This is a genomic window from Streptomyces sp. NPDC048106 (genome assembly GCF_040706415.1).
Classification (GTDB): Bacteria; Actinomycetota; Actinomycetes; order Streptomycetales; family Streptomycetaceae; genus Streptomyces.
Map to the genome: position 1 here is coordinate 196,971 of NZ_JBEZND010000006.1, position 21,516 is coordinate 218,486.

General features: G+C 69.9%; 18 protein-coding genes. 9 read left to right on the forward strand and 9 right to left on the reverse strand.

Going from position 1 to position 21,516, the window contains the following annotated elements:
- Window positions 1-62 precede the first annotated feature (62 nt).
- The 7 genes from AB0927_RS08690 to trxA all read left to right on the forward strand — a co-directional run bounded on the left by AB0927_RS08690 (window position 63) and on the right by trxA (window position 9,948).
- Window positions 63-2,435, forward strand: coding sequence for a DUF6049 family protein (locus AB0927_RS08690; protein WP_366666789.1), 2,373 nt, complete (start codon window positions 63-65; stop codon window positions 2,433-2,435).
- Window positions 2,436-2,481: 46 nt separating this feature from the next.
- On the forward strand, window positions 2,482-4,875 hold the full coding sequence (gene murJ, locus AB0927_RS08695; protein WP_366666790.1) for a murein biosynthesis integral membrane protein MurJ: 2,394 nt from the start codon (window positions 2,482-2,484) through the stop codon (window positions 4,873-4,875).
- A gap of 118 nt (window positions 4,876-4,993) precedes the next feature.
- Window positions 4,994-6,712, forward strand: coding sequence for a protein kinase family protein (locus AB0927_RS08700; RefSeq protein WP_366666791.1), 1,719 nt, complete (start codon window positions 4,994-4,996; stop codon window positions 6,710-6,712).
- Window positions 6,713-6,738: 26 nt separating this feature from the next.
- Window positions 6,739-7,497, forward strand: a complete 759-nt coding sequence (sigM, locus tag AB0927_RS08705; RefSeq protein WP_366666793.1) for an RNA polymerase sigma factor SigM — start codon at window positions 6,739-6,741, stop codon at window positions 7,495-7,497.
- A complete protein-coding gene (locus AB0927_RS08710) occupies window positions 7,494-8,441 on the forward strand; it encodes a hypothetical protein (protein ID WP_366666794.1) in 948 nt (315 codons plus the stop codon). Before sigM ends, AB0927_RS08710 begins: the two co-directional genes overlap by 4 nt.
- Window positions 8,442-8,588: 147 nt before the next feature.
- A complete protein-coding gene (gene trxB, locus AB0927_RS08715) occupies window positions 8,589-9,560 on the forward strand; it encodes a thioredoxin-disulfide reductase (RefSeq protein ID WP_366666795.1) in 972 nt (323 codons plus the stop codon).
- Between the two features lie 58 nt (window positions 9,561-9,618).
- On the forward strand, window positions 9,619-9,948 hold the full coding sequence (trxA, locus tag AB0927_RS08720; protein ID WP_037650402.1) for a thioredoxin: 330 nt from the start codon (window positions 9,619-9,621) through the stop codon (window positions 9,946-9,948).
- Between the two features lie 98 nt (window positions 9,949-10,046).
- Here the strand turns inward: trxA and AB0927_RS08725 are convergent, their stop codons facing one another.
- The 9 genes from AB0927_RS08725 to rpmH all read right to left on the reverse strand — a co-directional run bounded on the left by AB0927_RS08725 (window position 10,047) and on the right by rpmH (window position 16,975).
- Window positions 10,047-10,664: a GNAT family N-acetyltransferase gene (locus AB0927_RS08725; RefSeq protein ID WP_366666796.1), complete on the reverse strand. Its 618-nt coding sequence runs from the start codon at window positions 10,662-10,664 to the stop codon at window positions 10,047-10,049.
- Between the two features lie 197 nt (window positions 10,665-10,861).
- On the reverse strand, window positions 10,862-11,962 hold the full coding sequence (locus AB0927_RS08730; protein ID WP_366666797.1) for a ParB/RepB/Spo0J family partition protein: 1,101 nt from the start codon (window positions 11,960-11,962) through the stop codon (window positions 10,862-10,864).
- On the reverse strand, window positions 11,959-13,032 hold the full coding sequence (locus AB0927_RS08735) for a ParA family protein (RefSeq protein WP_366666895.1): 1,074 nt from the start codon (window positions 13,030-13,032) through the stop codon (window positions 11,959-11,961). Before AB0927_RS08735 ends, AB0927_RS08730 begins: the two co-directional genes overlap by 4 nt.
- A 297-nt stretch (window positions 13,033-13,329) precedes the next feature.
- The gene (gene rsmG / locus AB0927_RS08740; protein ID WP_366666798.1) at window positions 13,330-14,046 is read right to left on the reverse strand and encodes a 16S rRNA (guanine(527)-N(7))-methyltransferase RsmG; all 717 of its coding nucleotides are present in this window, start codon (window positions 14,044-14,046) and stop codon (window positions 13,330-13,332) included.
- Between the two features lie 117 nt (window positions 14,047-14,163).
- Window positions 14,164-14,679, reverse strand: coding sequence for a R3H domain-containing nucleic acid-binding protein (locus AB0927_RS08745; protein WP_366666799.1), 516 nt, complete (start codon window positions 14,677-14,679; stop codon window positions 14,164-14,166).
- Window positions 14,680-14,694: 15 nt separating this feature from the next.
- Window positions 14,695-16,071 (reverse strand): membrane protein insertase YidC, encoded by a 1,377-nt coding sequence (gene yidC, locus AB0927_RS08750; RefSeq protein WP_366666800.1) that lies wholly within the window; start codon window positions 16,069-16,071, stop codon window positions 14,695-14,697.
- A gap of 3 nt (window positions 16,072-16,074) precedes the next feature.
- Window positions 16,075-16,449: a membrane protein insertion efficiency factor YidD gene (gene yidD, locus AB0927_RS08755; RefSeq protein WP_366666802.1), complete on the reverse strand. Its 375-nt coding sequence runs from the start codon at window positions 16,447-16,449 to the stop codon at window positions 16,075-16,077.
- Window positions 16,446-16,817, reverse strand: a complete 372-nt coding sequence (rnpA, locus tag AB0927_RS08760; RefSeq protein WP_366666803.1) for a ribonuclease P protein component — start codon at window positions 16,815-16,817, stop codon at window positions 16,446-16,448. The genes yidD and rnpA overlap by 4 nt, the downstream gene beginning before the upstream one ends.
- 20 nt (window positions 16,818-16,837) lie before the next feature.
- Entirely contained in the window at window positions 16,838-16,975 is a 138-nt protein-coding gene (gene rpmH / locus AB0927_RS08765; protein ID WP_003956500.1) for a 50S ribosomal protein L34, read from the reverse strand.
- Between the two features lie 395 nt (window positions 16,976-17,370).
- On the opposite strand from rpmH, the gene dnaA reads away from it, so the two are divergent.
- Both dnaA and dnaN read left to right on the forward strand, forming a co-directional pair.
- On the forward strand, window positions 17,371-19,356 hold the full coding sequence (dnaA, locus tag AB0927_RS08770) for a chromosomal replication initiator protein DnaA (RefSeq protein ID WP_366666804.1): 1,986 nt from the start codon (window positions 17,371-17,373) through the stop codon (window positions 19,354-19,356).
- A 979-nt stretch (window positions 19,357-20,335) separates the two neighbouring features.
- Window positions 20,336-21,466: a DNA polymerase III subunit beta gene (gene dnaN, locus AB0927_RS08775; protein ID WP_366666805.1), complete on the forward strand. Its 1,131-nt coding sequence runs from the start codon at window positions 20,336-20,338 to the stop codon at window positions 21,464-21,466.
- The last annotated feature ends 50 nt before the right edge of the window (window positions 21,467-21,516 follow it).

The window sequence follows — 21,516 nt, forward strand, 5'->3', positions numbered from 1 at the left end:
TCGTTACCATGCGGGGACGCACATTCCGACGACCACTGAGACGACGAGGGACGGGCGAGCGCGTGGCCGAGGCGGCTGACTTCCAGGGGACCAGTGCCTCACCTGCGCGCCGATGGCTGCGGCGCACCGGAGCGCTGCTCGCCGGGGCGCCCCTGCTGGCCGGACTGTGCCAGCTGCCCGCCGCCACGCCCGCCGCGGCGGCGTCCGGGGACCCGGTCTCCGTCTCCCTGGATTCGCTGAGCCCCAACACCCCCACGGACGGCGACACCCTGACCGTCTCCGGCACGGTGACCAACAACGGCAAGCAGGCCGTCACCGGCGCCCATGTGGGCCTGCGGGTCGGCCCGATACTGAACACCCGCTCGGGGATCAACGACGTCGCCCGGCACCCCGACGAGCTCCAGGGCGTCACCGGCCCCGAGGTCGGCGGCAAGTACGAGCAGAAGTTCTCCAAGCTGGCGCCGGGCATCGCCCAGCACTTCAGCATCTCCGTGCCGGTGGACAAGCTCGACCTCGGCGCGAACGGCGTCTACGAGTTCGGGGTCGCCCTGTCCGGGCAGACCTCAGCCCAGCCCTGGGAGCAGGTGCTCGGCGTCCAGCGGACGTTCCTGCCGTGGCAGCCGTCCGACGCCGACACCAGGACCAGGACGACGGTCATGTGGCCGCTGCTGTCCACCGTCCACATGACGGCCAAGACGGGCGCCGGAGAGCTGCAGACGCCCGTGTTCCTCGACGACGACCTGGCCAAGGAGCTCGCGCCGGGCGGCCGGCTCGACCAGATGGTCGGCCTGGGCAAGGACCTGGACGTCACCTGGGTGATCGACCCGGACCTGCTGGCCTCCGTGGACGCCATGGCATCGGGCAACTACCGGCTCCAGGGAGACGGCGACACCACCGTGCCCGGCCCCAAGGAGCACCAGGCGCTGGCCAAGCAGTGGCTGGCGAACCTCCAGAAGGCGGTCGTGGGCAAGGAGGTCGTCGCGCTGCCCTTCGCCGACCCCGACCTGGCCTCCCTCGCGCACCGCGGCACCAGCGTCACCGGCTCCCTCAGCCATCTCAAGGACGCCACCGACGTCGCCGCCACCACGGTGAAGACCGTGCTCCACGTCACCCCCAGCACCGACTACGCGTGGCCCGTGAACGGCGCCGTGGACCCCTCGATCATGCGGGTCGCGACGTCCGCCGGCGCGGACCGGGTGATCGCCCGCAGCGACAGCCTCCAGGAGACCGCCGGGCTGCCGTACACGCCCTCCGCCGCCCGCCCGGTCGGCGGCGGCACCACCGCGGTCGTCGCCGACGCCAAGCTGTCCACGGCCTTCCAGGGCGATCTGACGAAGGCGGACTCGGCCACGCTCGCCGTGCAGGAGTTCCTCGCCCAGAGCCTTGAGATCAACGAGCAGACGGACCAGCAGCGCAGCATCGTGGTCGCCCCGCAGCGCATGCCCACGGCGGACCAGGCGAAGGCGATGGCCACGGCGGTGCGGGCGCTCCAGGGCGGCACCTGGTCCCAGGCGCAGGACCTGACGGCGGCAGCCAAGGCCAAGCCCGACCCGAGCGCCACCACGCGCATCCCGTCGACCTCCGCCTACCCCTCGTCCCTGCGCCGGCGGGAGCTGCCGGCCTCGGCGTTCCAGCAGATCGCCCGGACCCAGGACAAGCTCGACGACTTCCAGGTGATCCTCTCCGACCAGTCCCGCGTGGTCACCCCGTTCGGGCGGGCCATAAACCGCGGGATGTCCACGTCGTGGCGGGGCCGGAGCCAGGCCGGGGACAGCTTCCGCAGCGGCGTCAAGGCGTGGCTGGACGATCTGACCGGCCAGGTCAGGCTGATCGACAAGTCCGAGACCAAGCTGTCCGGACGCAGCGCGACCATCCCGGTGACCGTCCAGAACAACCTCGTCCAGCCGGTCGGCCAACTGGTGCTGCGCCTCACCTCCACCCAGCCGACCCGACTGAAGATCGGCGGCAGGGCCTACTCCGAGCAGCCCGTCGACATCGCCGGCGGCCACGCACAGTCCGTGAAGTTCACCACGTCGGCCAACGCCAACGGCCGGGCCACGGTGATCGCCCAGCTGTACACCGAGGACGGCCAGGAGTACGGCGCCCCCGTCAGCTTCGATGTGAAGGTCACCGAGGTCACGCCCACGGTGATGCTGGTCATCGGCGGCGGCGTGCTGCTCCTCGTCCTCGCCGGCTTCCGGATGTACACCCAGCGCAAGCGCGCGGCCGCCCGCCAGGCCGGGGACGGTGGCGCGGGCACGGCGGGGGAGCACTCCGACGAGCCGGGGAACCCCGACGCACCCGGGGACCGTCTCCCCGGGGAGACCGACTCCGCCGCCGGGGCAGACGACCCGGAGCAGCCGAGTGACCCTGCGCCGGACACCGCTCCGGAAAGCGCCGACCCGTCCGGGACGGGTGAGAGAGTGGACCGTTGAGCGATGTCGTGGCCGGTGGGCCCGGGACGATGAGGTGGGGTAAGGCATGAACGCGCCGTACGACGGTGACCGCGGCCAGGGCGCGGCCGGCTCGGGCTACCCCGAGACACCGCCCGAGCCCGGCCAGGTGCCGCCGCAGCAAGCGGCGGACATGTACTTCCAGGACGCCTACGCCCAGGATCCCTACCGGGCACACGACCTGACCGCCCAGGACCCGGTCGCCGAGGCGCTCTACGACCGTGCCGCGCACCCCCCGCCGCCCCCGGGCCCCTTCGAGCAGCCGCTGTACGCGCAGCCCGCCCAGTCGCCGTACGCGCCCGACCCGCGAGTGTGGGCGCAGACCCCGGCGCCCGAGCCGGACGGCGCGGCGCCCTACCTGCCCTACGGCGACGACCCCCGCACGACCCAGTTCGTGGGCGTGGACGACCTGGTCTCGAACTCCGGCGAGGAGTACCACGAGCCGGACGCCTTCGCGCATCTCTTCAAGGACCAGCAGCACAGCGGCGGGCATACGCCGATGGATCCCCCGGGCGTCCCGGGACCGGCCGCCGCGCCGGGCATGGGAGCGGGGCCCGGCGGCCAGTACCCGTCGGCCTATGGCCAGCACCCGCAGCAGCAGAACCCTTACGCCGGGCAGGGATACCCGTCCGCGCCCGCCGCGCCCTACGCCTCCGCCCAGAACCCGATGCAGACCCCGGTGCCGGCACCGGCCGGGGCCCCGGGTTCCGCCGTCCCGGCCGGGGCCGCGGCAGCCATGGCGCCCACGGCCTCCGCGGCGCCCTCCGCGCCCGCCGCGCCCGCGAAGAAGGGCGGCAAGGTCGGCGGGCTGATGAAGTCCAGCGCCGTCATGGCGGCCGGCACCCTGGTCTCCCGGCTCACCGGCTTCGTCCGCTCCGCGCTGATCGTCTCCGCGCTCGGCCTCGGCTTCCTCGGCGACTCCTTCCAGGTCGCCTACCAGTTGCCGACCATGATCTACATCCTCACCGTCGGCGGCGGCCTCAACTCGGTCTTCGTGCCGCAGCTGGTCCGTTCGATGAAGGAGGACGAGGACGGCGGCGAGGCCTTCGCCAACCGGCTGCTGACCCTCGTCATGGTGGCGCTTGCCGTACTCACCGGCCTCGCGATGCTCGCGGCGCCCCTGCTGGTGCGCATGCTGTCCAACCCGGTCGCCAGCAGCCCGGCGGCCAACGATGTCGCGGTCACCTTCACCCGCTACTTCCTGCCCTCGATCTTCTTCATGGGCATCCATGTGGTGATGGGTCAGGTGCTCAACGCGCGCGGCAAGTTCGGCGCGATGATGTGGACGCCGGTCCTGAACAACATCGTCATCATCGTGACGCTGGGCATGTTCATCTGGGTCTACGGCACCGCCGCCCACTCCCACATGACGGTCAGGAACATCCCGCCGCAGGGCCAGCGGCTGCTGGGCATCGGTGTGCTGCTCGGCCTGGTCGTGCAGGCGCTGGCGATGATCCCCTATCTGCGCGAGACCGGGTTCCGGATCCGGCTGCGGTTCGACTGGCGCGGCCACGGTCTGGGCAAGGCCGCGGCCCTCGCCAAGTGGACGGTCCTGTTCGTCCTCGCCAACCAGGCCGGCGCCATGATCGTCACCCAGCTGTCCACCGCGGCCGGCAAGGACTCCGGCGTCACGGGCACCGGCTTCGCCGCCTACGCCAACGCCCAGCTCATCTGGGGCCTGCCGCAGGCCATCATCACGGTCTCCCTGATGGCCGCCCTGCTGCCGCGCATCTCCCGCTCGGCCTCCGAGGGCGACGGCGGCGCCGTACGCGACGACATCTCACAGGGCCTCAGGACCACCGCGGTCGCCATCGTCCCCGTCGCCTTCGGCTTCCTGGCGCTGGGCATCCCGATGTGCACCCTGATCTTCGGCAGCTCGGGCACCAGCGCGGCCACCAACATGGGCTACATGCTGATGGCCTTCGGCCTCGGTCTGATCCCGTTCTCGGTGCAGTACGTCGTCCTGCGCGCCTTCTACGCCTACGAGGACACCCGCACCCCCTTCTACAACACCGTCATCGTCGCCGCGGTCAACGCGGGCGCCTCGGCCCTGTGCTTCTTCCTGCTGCCGGCCCGCTGGGCGGTCGCCGGCATGGCGGCCGCGTACGGTGTCGCCTACGCGATCGGCGTGATCGTCGCCTGGCGACGGCTGCGCAAGCGGCTGGGCGGCGACCTGGACGGCGCACGGGTGCTGCGGACGTACGCGCGGCTGTGCATCGCCTCGGTGCCGGCGGCCCTGCTCAGCGGCGCGGCCTGCTACGGCATCGGGCACACCCTCGGCCAGGGCGTCGTCGGCTCCTTCGCGGCGCTGATCGTCGGTGGCGCCGTACTGTTCGGTGTCTTCTTCGTCGCCGCCCGCCGAATGCGGATCGACGAACTGAACTCGCTCGTGGGAATGGTGCGGGGGCGTCTGGGCCGCTGAGGCGGGGGTAGGCGCACAACCATCGTCCGCTGCCGTGTGTCGTGCATAGCGGCGGACTGTGGGCACAATTGGTTTCGGCGTCGGACAGCGTGCAACGGATGGGGAGGCAGGGACGACGGTGGCGGAACGGAGCACGGCTGCCGTCGACGTGGCAGACAACAGCGGCGAGCAGCCGCTGACCGCGAAGGCGGACCAGTCCACGGCCGACGGGGTGGCCAAGAACCCGGAGCGGGACACGGACGGCGACGAGGTGCAGGGGAACGACGCGGAGAGTCCCCGCAAGCATGCCTCGCCGCCCGAACTGCACAGCGGTCACAAGCTCGCCAGACGCTACCGGCTGGAGGAGTGCGTCACCCGTCTGGACGGATTCAGCAGCTGGCGTGCCGTCGACGAGAAACTCCGCCGCGCCGTCGGCGTCCATATACTGCCGGCCGACCATCCACGGGCCCGTTCGGTCCTCGCCGCCGCCCGGTCCTCCGCGCTGCTCGGCGACCCGCGCTTCGTCCAGGTCCTCGACGCCGTCGAGGAGAACGACCTCGTCTACGTCGTCCACGAATGGCTGCCCGACGCCACCGAGCTGACCACGCTGCTCCCGGCCGGTCCGCTGGAGCCGCACGACGCCTACCAGATGGTCAGTCAGGTGGCCTCCGCCATGGCCGCCGCACACCGCGAGGGCCTCGCTCATCTGCGGCTGAACCCCAACGCCGTGCTGCGCACCTCGACCGGCCAGTGGCGCATCCGCGGCCTCGCGGTGAACGCCGCGCTGCGCGGCATCAGCTCCGACACCCCGCAGCGCACCGACACCGAGGCGATCGGCGCCCTCCTGTACGCGGCGCTGACCCAGCGCTGGCCCTACGAGGACGACGCCTACGGCCTGTCGGGCCTGCCCAAGGACGTCGGCCTCATCGCACCGGACCAGGTGCGGGCCGGAATCCACCGGGGCCTGTCCGAGCTGGCCATGCGGGCGCTCGCCAACGACGGGGCCACCGCGTCCCGGCACGAGGCGCCGTGCACCACGCCGGAGGAGCTCGTGAAGGCGATCGGTGAGATGCCGCGCATCCGCCCGCCGGAGCCGGCGTTCACGGCACCGCCGGAATACCAGCGCACGACCTACCAGCAAGGCACCTACGGCCGCCCGGCGCCGCACCCCGGTGTCGCCCAGCCGATCGCTCCCCCGCCGCCTCCGCTGCAGAGCCGCACCGGCAAGGCCCTGAAGTGGGCGGTCTCCGCCCTCCTCATCGCCGCCCTCGGCCTGGGCAGCTGGCAGTTGGCGGACGCTCTGATGGACCAGGGCGGCAAGTCGGACAACACCAACAAGAGCCAGACCGCGGACGACGGCGACAAGACCGCCAAGCAGCCGAAGACGACGCCGATAAAGATCCAGGGCAGCCAGGAGTTCGTCGCCGAGGGCGACGCCCAGCACCCCGGCGACGTCGCCAAGACCTACGACGGCAACGCGTCGACCTACTGGAAGACCAAGACCTTCAACGCGGGTCCGGTCATCGCGCCGTTCAAGCCGGGCGTCGGCATCGTCTACGACCTCGGCTCGGCCACCCAACCCGGCAGCGCCACCCTCAGCCTGCGCTACGGCGGCGACCACACCACGGTCGAGCTGTACGCGGCGGACTCGCTGACCCCGGCGTCGCTGGGGTCGATGACCCGGATCGGCAGTGTGACCACGACCGGTACCACCGCTACCGTGAAGGTCACCAAGCAGCTGAAGACCCGATACGTTCTCGTCTGGCTGACGGCCGTACCGAAGTCCGGCTACGACTCCGAGCTGTACGCCGGCGCCGGTTTCAAGCAGGCCATCGGCGAAGTCCAGTTCACGGGCTGACGTCTCACCCGAACCGGAGGGGGCAGATGGCGGAGGGCGCCGGATACGACGGTGTGAGCGACCAGGAGTTGCTTGCCCGCCATGTGCAGGGCGACCCCGACGCCTTCGGAGAGATCGTTCGGCGGCACCGGGACCGCCTCTGGGCAGTCGCGCTGCGCACACTGGGCGACCGCGAGGAGGCCGCCGACGCGGTGCAGGACGCCCTGGTGTCGGCCTACCGGGCCGCGCACACCTTCCGGGGCCAGTCCGCGGTGACGACCTGGCTGCATCGGATCACGGTGAACGCCTGCCTGGACCGTGCCCGCAAGGCCGCCTCGCGCAAGACCGCCCCGGTGGACGACACCCAGCGGCTGGAGCAGCTGCTGGAGCCGCACGAATCCGCCTCCGCACCGGCCGAGCGCAATGATCTGCACCGCCAGCTCGTCGAGGCGCTGGGCACCCTGGCACCGGAGCAGCGGGCCGCGCTGGTCCTCGTGGACATGCAGGGCTACCCGGTCGCCGAGGCGGCCCGGATCCTCGATGTGCCGACCGGCACGGTGAAGAGCCGGTGCGCCCGCGGCAGAGCCCGGCTGCTGCCGCTGCTCACCCATCTCCGTCCCGGCCGCGACGACGCGGAAGAAGGACACGCCCCGGAAGAGAACCGCGGCGGAGAAGAGAGCAGTCCCGGCCGGAACCGGGTGCAAGGGACATCCGTCCCATCCGCAGCGGGGGCTTCCGGCACTAGCCTCCAGGACACGGGACCGACCGATTCAGCCGTAGTGAAGGGCGGAGGTGGGCGAGCGTGACATCGACGACGGACACGGCCGGGCACCCGGACGTCACCGAGATCTCCGACCTCGCCGAGGGCCTTCTCCCGCCCGACCGCGGTATGGACGTGCGACGCCATCTGGGCGCCTGCGAGCTGTGCGCGGACGTCTACGCCTCGCTGGAGGAGATCCGCGGGCTGCTGGGCTCCGCCCAGGCACCGGAACCCATGCCGGTCGACGTGGCCCAGCGCATCGACGCCGCCCTGGCCGCCGAGGCGCTGCTCACCTCCTCCGGCTCCGGCTCCGGCTCCGGTGAGGACTCCACGGGTCATGTTTCACGTGAAACATCGACTCCCACTGGAGACGGAACCGCCACTTCGGCCGATCGACCCACCGATCGACCCACCGATCGTCCCGCCGGCCGCCCGCAAGCCGCGACCGGGCCGGGCCGGAAGAAGGACGGGCGTGGCCGCCGCAGGGCCGTCGTGCTCAGCGGCGTGCTGACCGCCGCGATCCTGGGCGCCGGCGCGCTGGTACTCCAGTCGCTCAGCGGCGGCACATCGTCCATGACCGCCCATGACACGCCGAGCGCGTCCGCCGGTGCGTTCTCCGGCAGCAGTGTCCAGGACCAGGTGCGGAAGCTGCTGACCCCGAAGAAGAGCCCCCAGCGAGGGGACAGCCAGCAGCAACGGTCCGGCGGAGGGTCCGAGCAGAACACGCCCCAGTCGACCGAAAGCGCGAACACGCTTCTCCAGCCCCAGGTCGCGGTCCCGGAGTGCGTCCGGCTGGCGATCCCCACGGGCGAGCGGGCCCTGGCCGCGAAGCCGGGCACCTACGACGGGAAGAGCGCCTACCTCGTGGTCCTTTCCGACCCTCAGGACAGCACACGCGTCACGGCCTTTGTGGTCGACGCCGCCTGTGTGGGGCAGCAGTCCGTCTCCGCCGGCAAGGTTCTGCTGAAGCAGCCCGTCGCTCGTCCCTGAATCCGGTTTCTCGGCCAGTCGTCTCAGCACGCGTGTGCCCGGACACAGCGGGAATGCGCGCCCCGTAGGATCCGTTGGGTGGGGTGAGAGCCCCGAAAGGGACTTCCACCGGTCGACTGATGCAGACCAGAGACGAGGAATCAAGCCGTGAGCGACGTCCGTAACGTGATCATCATCGGCTCCGGGCCCGCAGGCTATACGTCGGCGCTGTACACCGCCCGTGCGTCGCTGAAGCCCCTGGTGTTCGAGGGCGCCGTCACCGCCGGTGGCGCGCTGATGAACACCACCGAGGTGGAGAACTTCCCGGGCTTCCGTGACGGCATCATGGGCCCCGACCTCATGGACAACATGCGGGCGCAGGCCGAACGCTTCGGTGCTGAGCTGATCCCGGACGACATCGTCTCGGTCGACCTCACCGGGGAGATCAAGACCGTCACCGACACTGCGGGCACCGTCCACAAGGCGAAGGCCGTCATCGTCACCACCGGCTCCCAGCACCGCAAGCTCGGCCTCCCGAACGAGGACGCGCTGTCCGGTCGGGGCGTCTCCTGGTGCGCCACCTGTGACGGGTTCTTCTTCAAGGACCAGGACATCGCCGTGATCGGCGGCGGCGACACCGCCATGGAGGAGGCCACCTTCCTCTCGCGCTTCGCCAAGTCGGTGACGATCGTCCACCGCCGGGACACGCTGCGCGCCTCCAAGGCGATGCAGGAACGCGCCTTCGGCGACCCGAAGATCAAGTTCGTGTGGGACAGCGAGGTCGCCGAGATCCAGGGCGAGCAGAAGCTCTCTGGCCTGAAGCTGCGCAACCTCAAGACCGGTGAGCTGTCCGAGCTGCCCGTGACGGGTCTGTTCATCGCGATCGGCCACGACCCGCGCACCGAGCTGTTCAAGGGCCAGCTGGACCTCGACGAGGAGGGCTACCTGAAGGTCGCCGCCCCGTCCACCCGCACCAACGTGACCGGTGTCTTCGCCGCCGGTGACGTGGTCGACCACACCTACCGGCAGGCGATCACCGCGGCCGGCACGGGCTGCTCCGCCGCCCTGGACGCCGAGCGCTTCCTCGCCGCCCTCGCGGACGAGGACCAGGCCGAGCCCGAGAAGACCGCCGCGCTCTGACGCTCCCTCTCAGCTTCCTCTCCACCGCCCACCCCACGATCAAGGTAAGGAGCCCAGCGTGGCCGCCCTGAAGAACGTGACTGACGCCTCCTTCGACGAGGACGTCCTCAAGAACGACAAGCCCGTCCTGGTGGACTTCTGGGCCGCCTGGTGCGGTCCGTGCCGCCAGATCGCCCCCTCCCTGGAGGCGATCGCCGCCGAGCACGGCGACAAGATCGAGATCGTCAAGCTGAACATCGACGAGAACCCGGCCACGGCCGCCAAGTACGGCGTCATGTCCATCCCGACCCTGAACGTCTACCAGGGCGGTGAGGTTGCCAAGACCATCGTCGGCGCCAAGCCCAAGGCCGCGATCGTCCGCGACCTCGAGGACTTCATCGCTGAGTAATGTTTCACGTGAAACATGAAGGGGCCGACCTCCACGGGTCGGCCCCTTTACTCATGTCCGCCCACCGACACGCCGGCTACAGCGCCTGAGGCGGCCGACTACAGCGGGCGGAGCGCCGGTTCCTTCTGGACCGCGCCCAGAAGCCGGTCGATCGCCATCTCGACGTCTTCCTTCCAGGAGAGCGTGGAGCGCAGCTCCAGCCGCAGCCGGGGATGCGCGGGGTGCTGCCGTACCGTCTTGAAGCCCACGGCCAGGAGATGGTCGGCCGGCAGCAGACAGGCGGGCTCCTTCCAGCGGGCGTCCCCGAAGGCTTCTATGGCCCTGAAGCCCCGGCGCAGCAGATCCTTGGCCACCGTCTGCACCAGTACCCGGCCGAGCCCCTGTCCCTGATATCCGGGCTTGATGAAGGCCGTGATCAGCTGGACGGCGTCCGGTGACACCGGGCTCGTGGGGAAGGCGGCAGAGCGCGGGACATAGGCGGGAGGGGCGTAGAGCACATAGCCCACCGGTGCGTCATCGACGTAGACCACGCGGCCGCACGAGCCCCAGTCGAGCAGGACGGCGGAGATCCAGGACTCCTTCTCCACGGCGGCCGTGCCGCCCCTGACCGCTGCATCGCCGCTGACGGGGTCCAGCTCCCAGAAGACACACGAGCGACAGCGGTGGGGTAGGTCCTGAAGGTTGTCCAGCGTGAGCGGCACAAGCCGACGCCCCATGAAGGCTGTTCCTCGCTTCCCTCACCGGCCGCCGCAGCGCGAGCAGCCGTCCGAGCACTGCACTCCTTGAGCACTGGCATCGTATCCACGATGCGATTCACTCGATACCGCCGCAAAGCAAAGAGCGGGCGTTTTCCGGTACACACCGGACACGCCCGCTCCTCGCGCGATCCCAGAGGGATCGAAGCATCCAGGAATCAGTCGTCCTGGTCCTCTTCGCCGCCCTCCTGAAGATCCTGCGGAAGAACCCGGCCCTCGCCCGGAGCGAGAGTGCCCAGGATCCGCTGGAGGTCATCCATGGAGGCGAACTCGACGGTGATCTTGCCCTTCTTCTGCCCGAGGTCGACCTTCACCCGGGTCTCGAAGCGGTCCGACAGCCGGGTCGCCAGCTCGTTCAGCGCCGGGGAGAGCCGTGAGCCGGCGCGCGGTCCCTTGGAGCGCTGCGGCGCTTGGGGCCGGGAGCCCATGAGGGTCACGATCTCCTCGACGGCCCGCACCGACAGCCCCTCGGCCACGATGCGATGAGCCAGCCGGTCCTGCTCCTCCGAGTCCGCCACGGACAGCAGCGCCCGGGCGTGCCCGGCGGAGAGCACCCCGGCGGCAACCCTCTTCTGAACCGTCGGCGAAAGCTTCAGCAGCCGCAGGGTATTGGAGACCTGGGGGCGGGAGCGCCCGATCCGGTCGGCCAGCTGGTCGTGCGTGCAGTTGAAGTCCTTCAGCAACTGGTCGTAGGCCGCGGCCTCTTCCAGCGGGTTCAGCTGCGCGCGGTGCAGGTTCTCCAGCAGTGCGTCCAGGAGGAGCTTCTCGTCCTCCGTGGCCCGGACGATCGCCGGGATGGCCTCCAGGCCGGCCTCACGGCAAGCCCGCCAGCGGCGCTCGCCCATGATCAGTTCATAGCGGCCGGGGCCCAGCTGCCGTACGACGACCGGCTGGAGCAGACCGACCTCCCGGATGGAGGTGATCAGCTCGTGCAGCGCGTCCTCGTCGAAGATCTCGCGCGGCTGACGCGGGTTCGGCGTGATCGCGTCGAGGGGGATCTCGGCGAAGTGGGCGCCCATCGGAGACGCGGGTGTCTCCGCGACCGGACCGGCCGACCGCTCCTCGGCTTCCTGGGAGGCGGGCGGCAGCGTGGCCACCTTCGCCGCGGCCACCCCGCGGTCCGCCGTCAGTACCGGTACGCCCGTGGGAGAGGCGGAGCCGCCGCCCCCCAACGCGGCCGGGACCGGGTTCTTCTCGACCGGGGCGGCAGGGATCAGCGCACCCAGACCTCGGCCCAACCCCCTCCGTCGCTCACTCATTGGATCCCCTCCACCATGCTCGGGTCGCTCTGGGCGCCGACATGGGCCTGGCTCGCGTCATAGCTGATGCCAACGCCCCTCAGCGCGATTTCTCGGGCCGCCTCAAGATAGGAGAGGGCACCGCTCGATCCAGGATCGTAAGTCAGCACCGTCTGCCCGTAGCTCGGCGCCTCGGAGATGCGGACCGAGCGGGGAATGCTCGTCCGCAGCACCTCGTCGCCGAAGTGGCTGCGCACCTCTTCCGCGACCTGGGAGGCGAGACGCGTCCGGCCGTCGTACATGGTGAGCAGGATGGTCGATACATGCAGGGCGGGGTTGAGGTGCCCCCGCACCAGATCGACGTTGCGCAGCAGCTGGCCCAGGCCCTCCAGCGCGTAGTACTCGCACTGGATCGGGATGAGGACCTCCTGGCCCGCGACCAGCGCATTGACGGTCAACAGGCCGAGCGAGGGCGGGCAGTCGATGAGGATGTAGTCCAAGGGCTGCTCATACGCCTGGATCGCGCGGTCCAGGCGGCTTTCGCGCGCCACCAGGGACACCAGCTCGATCTCCGCACCGGCGAGATCGATGGTGGCCGGGGCACAGAAGAGTCCTTCGACGTCCGGTACGGGCTGGACGACCTCGGCGAGGGGCTTGCTCTCCACCAACACGTCGTAGATCGACGGAACTTCGGCGTGATGGTCGATCCCGAGGGCCGTGGATGCGTTGCCCTGCGGGTCCAGGTCGATCACCAGCACACGGGCACCGTGCAGAGCCAGCGATGCGGCAAGGTTGACGGTCGTCGTCGTCTTGCCCACGCCACCCTTCTGGTTGGCGACCACCATGACGCGGGTCTGCTCCGGCCGCGGCAGGCCTTCGCCCGCACGGCCGAGCGCCTCCACCGCCAGTTGGGCCGCACGACCGATGGGGGTGTCGTCCATCGGGGGCGGTGTTTCACGTGAAACATCCGCTCCCATCGACTCGGTTCGGGGACCGGGGACCGGATCGGTCATCGGTCCCGCGATGTTGGCGTCGGACCGCAAGGATTCACTCTCCTCGACTTCAGGCTCGCAATGAACAGAGCCTCCCATGCCTTCGGGGTCGTGAACCAGTGAGGCCGGGTCTTCTGTGGAGAAATCCACCTCTGTGGACAACTCCGTGCCCCCTGCGGGAGGCGGAGCCGGCCTGACCGTGGGGCCGGAGGCCCCTCCGAGCGAACCGAGGGGCTTCCGGTCACGGGGTTCGGCCGCGCGGCCGCGACTGATGATGCCGTGCAACAGTGAGCGACGTTTCACGTGAAACACGATGCACAGCGCCGGCGACCGGACCTTTGCGACACTCCGTCGCGCGAAGGCGGGCAGCTTGTGTGGAGTACGCCCAGCCGAAGCTCAGCGGCGCCGGCGGGCCCGTCCCGTGCGCGCGGCCTTCGCTCGCTTGGCGGCGAAGCGCACACCGCCGGGGCTCTCGCCGACCTCGACCCGGACCACCGTCGACAGCGGGTCCACGATTCCCTCGCCCACATGGAGGATCGAGGTCTCCACCGCACCGAGCTTGCTCAGCGCGGCGGCCGAGGCCTTCAGCTCCTCCTCGGCGGTGTCGCCCTTGAGGGCCAGCATCTCGCCGTACGGACGCAGCAGCGGGATCCCCCAGGTGGCCAGGCGGTCCAGCGGGGCCACGGCGCGGGCTGTCACCACATGGACCGGCGGCAGCTTGCCCAGGACCTCCTCGGCACGTCCCCGCACGACGGTGACATGGTTCAGGCCGAGCAGCTCGACGACCTCGGTGAGGAAGTTGGTGCGCCGGAGCAGGGGCTCCAGCAAGGTGATGTTGAGATCCTCGCGGACCAGCGCCAGCGGGATGCCGGGCAGCCCCGCGCCGGAGCCCACATCGCAGACCGTCACGCCCTCGGGGACGGCCTCGGAGAGCACCGCGCAGTTCAGCAGATGCCGCTCCCACAGGCGGGGCACTTCCCGTGGGCCGATCAGGCCACGCTGCACACCCGCCTCCGCGAGCAGCTCCGCGTAGCGCACCGCATCGGCGAAGCGATCACCGAACACTTCGCGCGCCTGCTCGGGCGCGGGGGGAAGCTCCGCTGCCTCCGTCACGGGGACCGTCCTTCCGTACAGCGCCGGTGCTTCGCGCACCGGCCACCAGAACTACCAGGCTGACAAAGTTCGGCCCCGCCTGCTCAACAGACGGGGCCGGTGTAACAAGGGGGCCGATCAGGCGGGCAGCACGACGACGAACCGCTGGGGTTCCTCGCCCTCGGACTCGCTGCGCAGCCCGGCGGCCTTGACCGCGTCGTGCACGACCTTGCGCTCGAAGGGGGTCATGGGCCGCAGCTTCACGGGCTCACCGGAGCTCTTGACGTCGGCGGCGGCCTTGGCGCCCAGCTCGGACAGCTCGGCCCGCTTCTGGGCCCGGTACCCGGCGATGTCCAGCATCAGCCGGCTGCGGTCACCGGTCTCCCGGTGGACGGCCAGACGCGTCAGCTCCTGCAGCGCCTCCAGCACCTCGCCGTCCCGGCCGACCAGCTTCTGGAGATCGCTGCTGCCACTGTCGCTGATGATCGACACGGAGGCCCGGTCGGCCTCGACATCCATGTCGATGTCGCCGTCGAGGTCGGCGATGTCCAGCAGACCCTCCAGGTAGTCCGCCGCGATCTCACCCTCCTGCTCCAGGCGGGAGAGGGTGTCTGCACCCTCGGCAGCGGCGGAGGTGGTGGTGCCTTCCGTCACGGGCTGGGCTCCTTCTTACTTCTTGGACGGGGACTTGGGTCGCTGCTGGCCGCCCTTGCGCTGGCCGCTCTGGGCCTTGCTGCGGGCGCCCGCGCCGGGCTTCGAGGACTGCTGGGCGGCGGACTTGCCGCCCCGCGGCTGGCCGGACTTCTCCGGTGCGTCGGACTTCTCCGGTGCGTCGGACTTCTCCGGTGCGTCGGACTTCTCCGGTGCGTCGGGCTCCTCCGGTGCGTCGGGCTCCTCCGCGGAGTCGGACTTCTCCAGGGAGGGGGAGTCGCCCGCCTGCTTGGTCCCGCCGGACTGGCGCTGGGCCTTGGTCTGACGCTTGGGCTGCTGGCGCCGCTGGGCGGTACCGGCAGTGGTGGTCACGCCGTCCTCGGTCTGCGCCTCGGTCTCGGTCGCCACGCTCTTCGCCACGGTGCCGTCCGCCTGGGCGGCGAAGCCGGCCTTGTTCAGGGCGTTGATGAATTTGCGCTCGAACTCGTTGCGCTCGCGGCCCTTGGCGACGATCGCCTTGATGATCGCCTTCTCGCTGCGGCGGCCGACCTTGCCGTGGTGCGTGACGTGCTTGGTCAGGCGCTCCAGGTAAGCGGCCTGGGCCTTGGAACCCGGGGTCGGGTTGTTGCGGATGACGTACATCTGCTGGCCCATGGTCCACACGTTGGTGGTCAGCCAGTAGACGAGGACACCGACCGGAAAGCGGATGCCGAAGAAGGCGAACATGATCGGGAAGACGTACATCAGCATCTTCTGCTGCTGCATGAACGGCGTCTTCACCGTGGTGTCGACGTTCTTCGTCATCAGCTGGCGCTGCGTGTAGAACTGCGACGCCGACATCAGGACGATCATGATCGCGGTGACGACGCGGACGTCGGTCAACGAGGCGCCGAGCTTCTGCACCGTGTCGGCGCCGTCCAGGAACTTCGCGGCCAGCGGGGCCCCGAAGATGTGCGCCTGGCGGGCGCTGGCGAGCTGGTCGGCGTTGATGTAACCGATCTTGGTGCCCGACGCGATGCCGTTGAGCACGTGGTACAGGGCGAAGAAGAACGGGGACTGCGCCAGGATGGGAAGGCACGAGGAGAGCGGGTTGGTGCCCGCCTCCTTGTACAGCTTCATCATCTCTTCGGACTGACGCTGCTTGTCGTTCTTGTAGCGCTCCTGGATCTTCTTCATCTCCGGCTGGAGCGTCTGCATCGCGCGCGTCGCCTTGATCTGCTTCACGAAGAGCGGGATCAGGCAGATGCGGATCAGGACCACAAGGGACACGATGGACAGGCCCCAGGCCCACCCGGTGTCAGGTCCGAAGATCGCCCCATACACCGTGTGGAACTGGACGATGACCCAGGAGACGGGCCAGGTGATGAAACTGAACAGGCTGGCAATCGTGTCCACTAATCATGCTCCTTGGGCATGGGACGAGGTCTCTGCGGCCGGGCTCGGAGGAAGATCGGAGATATGCTTCTCCGGCTTCTCCCCGGTGGCCGGTTCGGCGGCGGAGGGCCCGCCCCGGCGTGCGCGCCAGGCGTCGCGCAGCAATTCGTGCCACCGCGGACGCTTGCGCGGCGGGACATGGTCCACACCGCCCAGCGACCACGGATTGCACCGGAGGATGCGCCAGGCGGTGAGTGCCGTGCCCTTGATCGCACCATGCCGGTCGATGGCCGTGTAGCCGTAATGGGAGCACGACGGGTAGTACTTGCACACCGGCCCCAGTAGCGGACTGATCGTCCACTGGTACAGCTTGATCAGAGCCAGTAGCGGGTACTTCATCGCGTGCCCCCTCCCAGCAGCCGCCGTAGAGCGGCATCCAGGTCTTGGGCCAGCTGTGCGTGCTCGACGTCGCCCGATCCGGGCAGCGCTCGTATGACTACCAGGCTACCGGGGGGAAACAGAGCGACTCGGTCACGCATCAGATGACGCAGTCGGCGCTTCACTTTGTTGCGCACGACCGCGCCACCCACGGCCTTGCTGACGACGAAACCCGCACGCGTCGGAGGAGCGCTCTCCCCAGGCGCGTGCGGGTCCGTGGCACCGCTACGAAGGTGGACGACGAGAGTCGGACGGCCTGCCCGACGACCCCGTCGTACCGCGGTCGCGAAGTCCTCGCGCCGCCTCAGCCGGTTCTCGGTAGGCAGCACGATGTCATGACCTGACGGGATCAGGCGGACAGACGGGCGCGACCCTTGCTACGGCGGGACGCGAGAATCGCGCGGCCGGCACGGGTCCGCATACGCAGCCGGAAGCCGTGGGTCTTCGCGCGACGACGGTTGTTCGGCTGGAAGGTGCGCTTGCTCACTCGGGGGCTCCAGAAAGATTCGGTAGTGGCGGGGTGCCGTCCTGGCTGTCACCGTGCGCCCACGAGTAGCTCGCGTCACGCCCGAGTGCACCGCTTCCCGATCACCTGACGCGATCTGTGCCCATCGGAGGCAGGCGGCAGCAGCCATCGACAACTCGACCTGGTTACGGTACGCGGGGCTGCGCCATCCGGTCAAACCGAGAGTCGCTGAGGGACACTGTCCACAGGCTGGGGACAACAACTTGAACCGTACCGGCCACGCTGACTACCGTGGCTGGACTCCGATTCGTTCTTTTGTCCCCCGCCCCGGCGGGTTTGCCCCGCAGACCACCCGGATTCATCCCGACCCGTCCCCGCGACCACACCTTCGCGGGACCTGTGAGAGAGCGTGCCCTGTGGCTGACGTACCTGCCGATCTTGCCGCAGTGTGGCCACGCGTACTGGAGCAGCTCCTCGGCGAGGGCCGCGGGCAGGGTGTCGAGGCGAAGGACGAGCACTGGATCCGCCGCTGTCAGCCGCTCGCGCTGGTCGCTGACACCGCCCTGCTCGCGGTGCCGAACGAATTCGCGAAGGGCGTACTGGAGGGCCGTCTCGCGCCGATCGTCAGCGAGACGCTGAGCCGCGAGTGCGGTCGCCCCATCCGCATCGCGATCACCGTCGACGACTCCGCGGGCGAGCCCCCGGCACCGGCCGCGCCGAGCGCGCCGCAGCCGGCCCCCTCGCGGTACGAGGAGCCGGAGCTGCCCTCCGGACCGTCGTACGAGGGCTACGGCCGCCACCGCGCGGACCAGCGCCAGGGCGGCGAACCGTCCGCGCACGACGACCAGCTCCCCACGGCGCGCCCGGCCTACCCCGCCGAGTACCAGCGCCCGGAGCCCGGCGCCTGGCCGCGCGGCGGCCAGGACGACTACGGCTGGCAGCAGCAGCGGCTCGGCTTCCCCGAGCGCGACCCGTACGCCTCGCCGTCCTCCCGTTCCCAGGACCCCTACGGTCCGCCGGGCCGCGACTACCGCCAGCAGGGCATGAACCGGCCGGCGTACGAGCAGCAGCGCGGCGAGTACGACTCCCCGCGCGGACAGCGCGGGGAACGGGGGGAGTACGAGTCGTCGCGGCCGGACTACGACAACCCGCGCTCCGAGTACGAGCGGTCCGACTACGACCGCCCGGATTACGAGACGTCGCGTACCGAGTACGACCAGCGCGACCCCGTCCGCCGGGAACCGCCCGAGCAGCCGGGGGGCGGCGGGCCCGCGCACCGGGGCGGCACCGGACGGCCGGACGGCTCCTCGGCAGGGGCGCCCGGTCCGCTGGCCGCGCAGCCCGCGCCCGCGAGTGGTCCCGGCGAGCCGACGGCGCGGCTGAACCCGAAGTACCTCTTCGACACCTTCGTCATCGGCGCGTCCAACCGGTTCGCGCACGCGGCCGCGGTGGCGGTCGCGGAGGCGCCGGCGAAGGCGTACAACCCCCTGTTCATCTATGGGGAGTCGGGGCTCGGCAAGACCCATCTGCTGCACGCCATCGGGCACTACGCGCGCAGCCTCTACCCGGGCACGCGGGTGCGGTACGTCAGCTCGGAGGAGTTCACCAACGAGTTCATCAACTCCATCCGCGACGGCAAGGGCGACAGCTTCCGCAAGCGTTATCGCGAGATGGACATCCTGCTCGTCGACGACATCCAGTTCCTCGCGGACAAGGAGTCGACGCAGGAGGAGTTCTTCCACACCTTCAACACGCTCCACAACGCGAACAAGCAGATCGTGCTCTCCAGCGACCGGCCGCCCAAGCAGCTGGTCACGCTGGAGGACCGGCTGCGCAACCGCTTCGAGTGGGGCCTGATCACCGACGTGCAGCCGCCCGAGCTGGAGACGCGGATCGCGATCCTGCGCAAGAAGGCGGTGCAGGAGCAGCTCAACGCGCCGCCGGAGGTGCTGGAGTTCATCGCGTCCCGGATCTCGCGGAACATCCGTGAGCTGGAGGGCGCGCTGATCCGGGTGACGGCGTTCGCCTCGCTCAACCGGCAGCCGGTGGACCTGGGGCTCACCGAGATCGTCCTCAAGGACCTGATCCCGGGCGGGGAGGACTCGGCGCCCGAGATCACGGCTCCGGCGATCATGGCGGCGACCGCAGACTACTTCGGGCTGACCGTCGAGGACCTGTGCGGGACCTCGCGGGGGCGCGCACTGGTGACCGCCCGGCAGATCGCGATGTACCTGTGCCGGGAGCTGACGGATCTGTCGCTGCCGAAGATCGGGGCGCAGTTCGGCGGGCGGGACCATACGACGGTCATGCACGCCGACCGGAAGATCCGCGCGCTGATGGCGGAGCGGCGGTCGATCTACAACCAGGTGACCGAGCTGACGAACCGCATCAAGAACGGGTAGCGGGCGGCCGACGCCGGTCCTGGCCGGCTGCCGAGGGCGTCTTCGGGACCTTGTCCCGAGGGCGCCCTTCGTCGTGTGCGGCGCCGAGAGGGGCCGTCAGGGGCCGGGTTTCGCTCACCCACGCCGCCGCGGGGCACCGCCGACGCCCGCCGAGGCCCCCTCCGCACTCCTCCTCGGCCCTCATCGCTCCTCCGCCCGTGATCCCAGTGGCTGTCGGCTGTTCGATTTCTTGCTGGGTTACGGCCGCTCTCCACAGATTTGGGGACTTTCTTTCTTCCACATGGTGGGGATGGTGAAGTTGTCCCAAGGTATGTCCACAGGGAGCCTGGGGAGGCAGCGTCGTCGCAGCTCAAGTGGCTGTGGAATCGTGGATGACGGGCATCCACAGGCTGTGGACGACGAGAAGATCCACAGGGTGTGCATGAAGTTGTCCACCGGCAACCCACAGGCTGGGGGCCGTTGTCCCCAGTGTGGCGCCGCTTCTCCACATGGCTGTCCACTGTTCGGCAACGCGACGCACCCTCTCACCGCGGCGAGTGAAAGGCGTCACACAAAGGTGCCGGGTTGGGGTGTGGGAAACCCGGGTATTCCTGGGGACACAGCTGGGGAGAACTGCCCTCAGCCTGTGGGCGAGGTGTGCAGAACTTTCCGTTCTCCACAGAGAGCCCCGGTTGTCCACTGCCTCCACCCACAGGCCCGGTGGACAAAAAACGCGTGCTGAGCTGGGCAAACGTGGTTATCCACGGTATCCACAGGCCCTACTACTACTCCCGACTAGAGAGAGCTCGGCAATCGCTTTGAAGCGGGGGCTGTGCACAACTCGCTGTCTCGAGCCCGACTGCCGCTCGGTCCGACTTGACCCCGACGGGCACCTACTGTCAGTGCGGTGCGTCAGACTGGTCCCCGGTGTCCTGCCCTCAACAGTGGGCGGTGACACCGAGTCGGAGGACTCAGAAGCAACAGCAGGAGGCGGCTTACGGTGAAGATCCGGGTGGAACGCGACGTACTGGCGGAGGCAGTGGCCTGGGCGGCACGCAGCCTGCCGGCCCGTCCGCCGGCGCCTGTGCTCGCCGGCCTGCTGCTGAAGGCCGAGGACGGCCAGCTGAGCCTGTCGAGCTTCGACTACGAGGTCTCCGCTCGGGTGAGCGTCGAGGCCGAGGTCGAGGAGGAGGGCACCGTCCTGGTCTCCGGCCGGCTGCTCGCCGACATCTCGCGTGCGCTGCCCAACCGGCCGGTGGAGATTTCCACAGACGGTGTACGGGCGACCGTCGTCTGTGGATCGTCCCGGTTCACGCTGCACACCCTCCCGGTGGAGGAGTACCCGGCGCTGCCGCAGATGCCGAACGCGACCGGCACCGTGCCCGGCGAGGTCTTCGCCGCAGCCGTCTCCCAGGTGGCCATCGCCGCGGGACGCGACGACACGCTGCCCGTGCTCACCGGTGTGCGCATCGAGATCGAGGGCGACACGGTGACGCTGGCGTCCACCGACCGCTACCGGTTCGCGGTGCGCGAGTTCCTGTGGAAGCCGGAGAACCCGGAGGCGTCCGCGGTCGCCCTGGTGCCCGCCAAGACGCTGCTGGACACCGCGAAGTCGCTCGGGGCCGGGGACAGCGTGACGCTGGCCCTGTCGGGCTCCGGCGCGGGCGAGGGGCTCATCGGTTTCGAGGGCGCGGGTCGGCGTACGACCACGCGACTGCTCGAAGGCGATCTGCCGAAGTACCGGACGCTGTTCCCGACGGAGTTCAACTCGATCGCGGTGATCGAGACGGCGCCGTTCGTGGAGGCCGTGAAGCGTGTGGCGCTGGTGGCCGAGCGGAACACCCCGGTGCGGCTGAGCTTCGAGCAGGGCGTGCTGATCCTGGAGGCCGGGTCCAGCGACGACGCACAGGCTGTGGAGCGCGTCGACGCACAGCTGGAGGGCGACGACATCTCGATCGCCTTCAACCCGACGTTCCTGCTGGACGGACTGAGCGCGATCGACTCGCCGGTGGCGCAGTTGTCGTTCACCACGTCCACGAAGCCGGCGCTGCTCAGTGGCAAGCCGGCGGTGGACGCGGAGGCCGACGAGGCCTACAAGTACCTGATCATGCCGGTGCGGCTCAGCGGCTGACGGTTGTCCACGGTGTGCACAGTGCCGGGCGTCCGTGAAGGCGTCCGGCA

What these genes read in the sequence shown, in the direction of transcription:
- sigM (WP_366666793.1), top strand. Translation starts at nt 6,739, where the DNA reads ATGGCGGAGGGCGCCGGATACGACGGTGTGAGCGACCAGGAGTTGCTT.
- AB0927_RS08735 (WP_366666895.1), bottom strand. Translation starts at nt 13,032, where the DNA reads ATGGGAGGCTCTGTTCATTGCGAGCCTGAAGTCGAGGAGAGTGAATCC.
- murJ (WP_366666790.1), top strand. Translation starts at nt 2,482, where the DNA reads ATGAACGCGCCGTACGACGGTGACCGCGGCCAGGGCGCGGCCGGCTCG.
- AB0927_RS08725 (WP_366666796.1), bottom strand. Translation starts at nt 10,664, where the DNA reads ATGGGGCGTCGGCTTGTGCCGCTCACGCTGGACAACCTTCAGGACCTA.
- AB0927_RS08730 (WP_366666797.1), bottom strand. Translation starts at nt 11,962, where the DNA reads ATGAGTGAGCGACGGAGGGGGTTGGGCCGAGGTCTGGGTGCGCTGATC.
- yidD (WP_366666802.1), bottom strand. Translation starts at nt 16,449, where the DNA reads ATGAAGTACCCGCTACTGGCTCTGATCAAGCTGTACCAGTGGACGATC.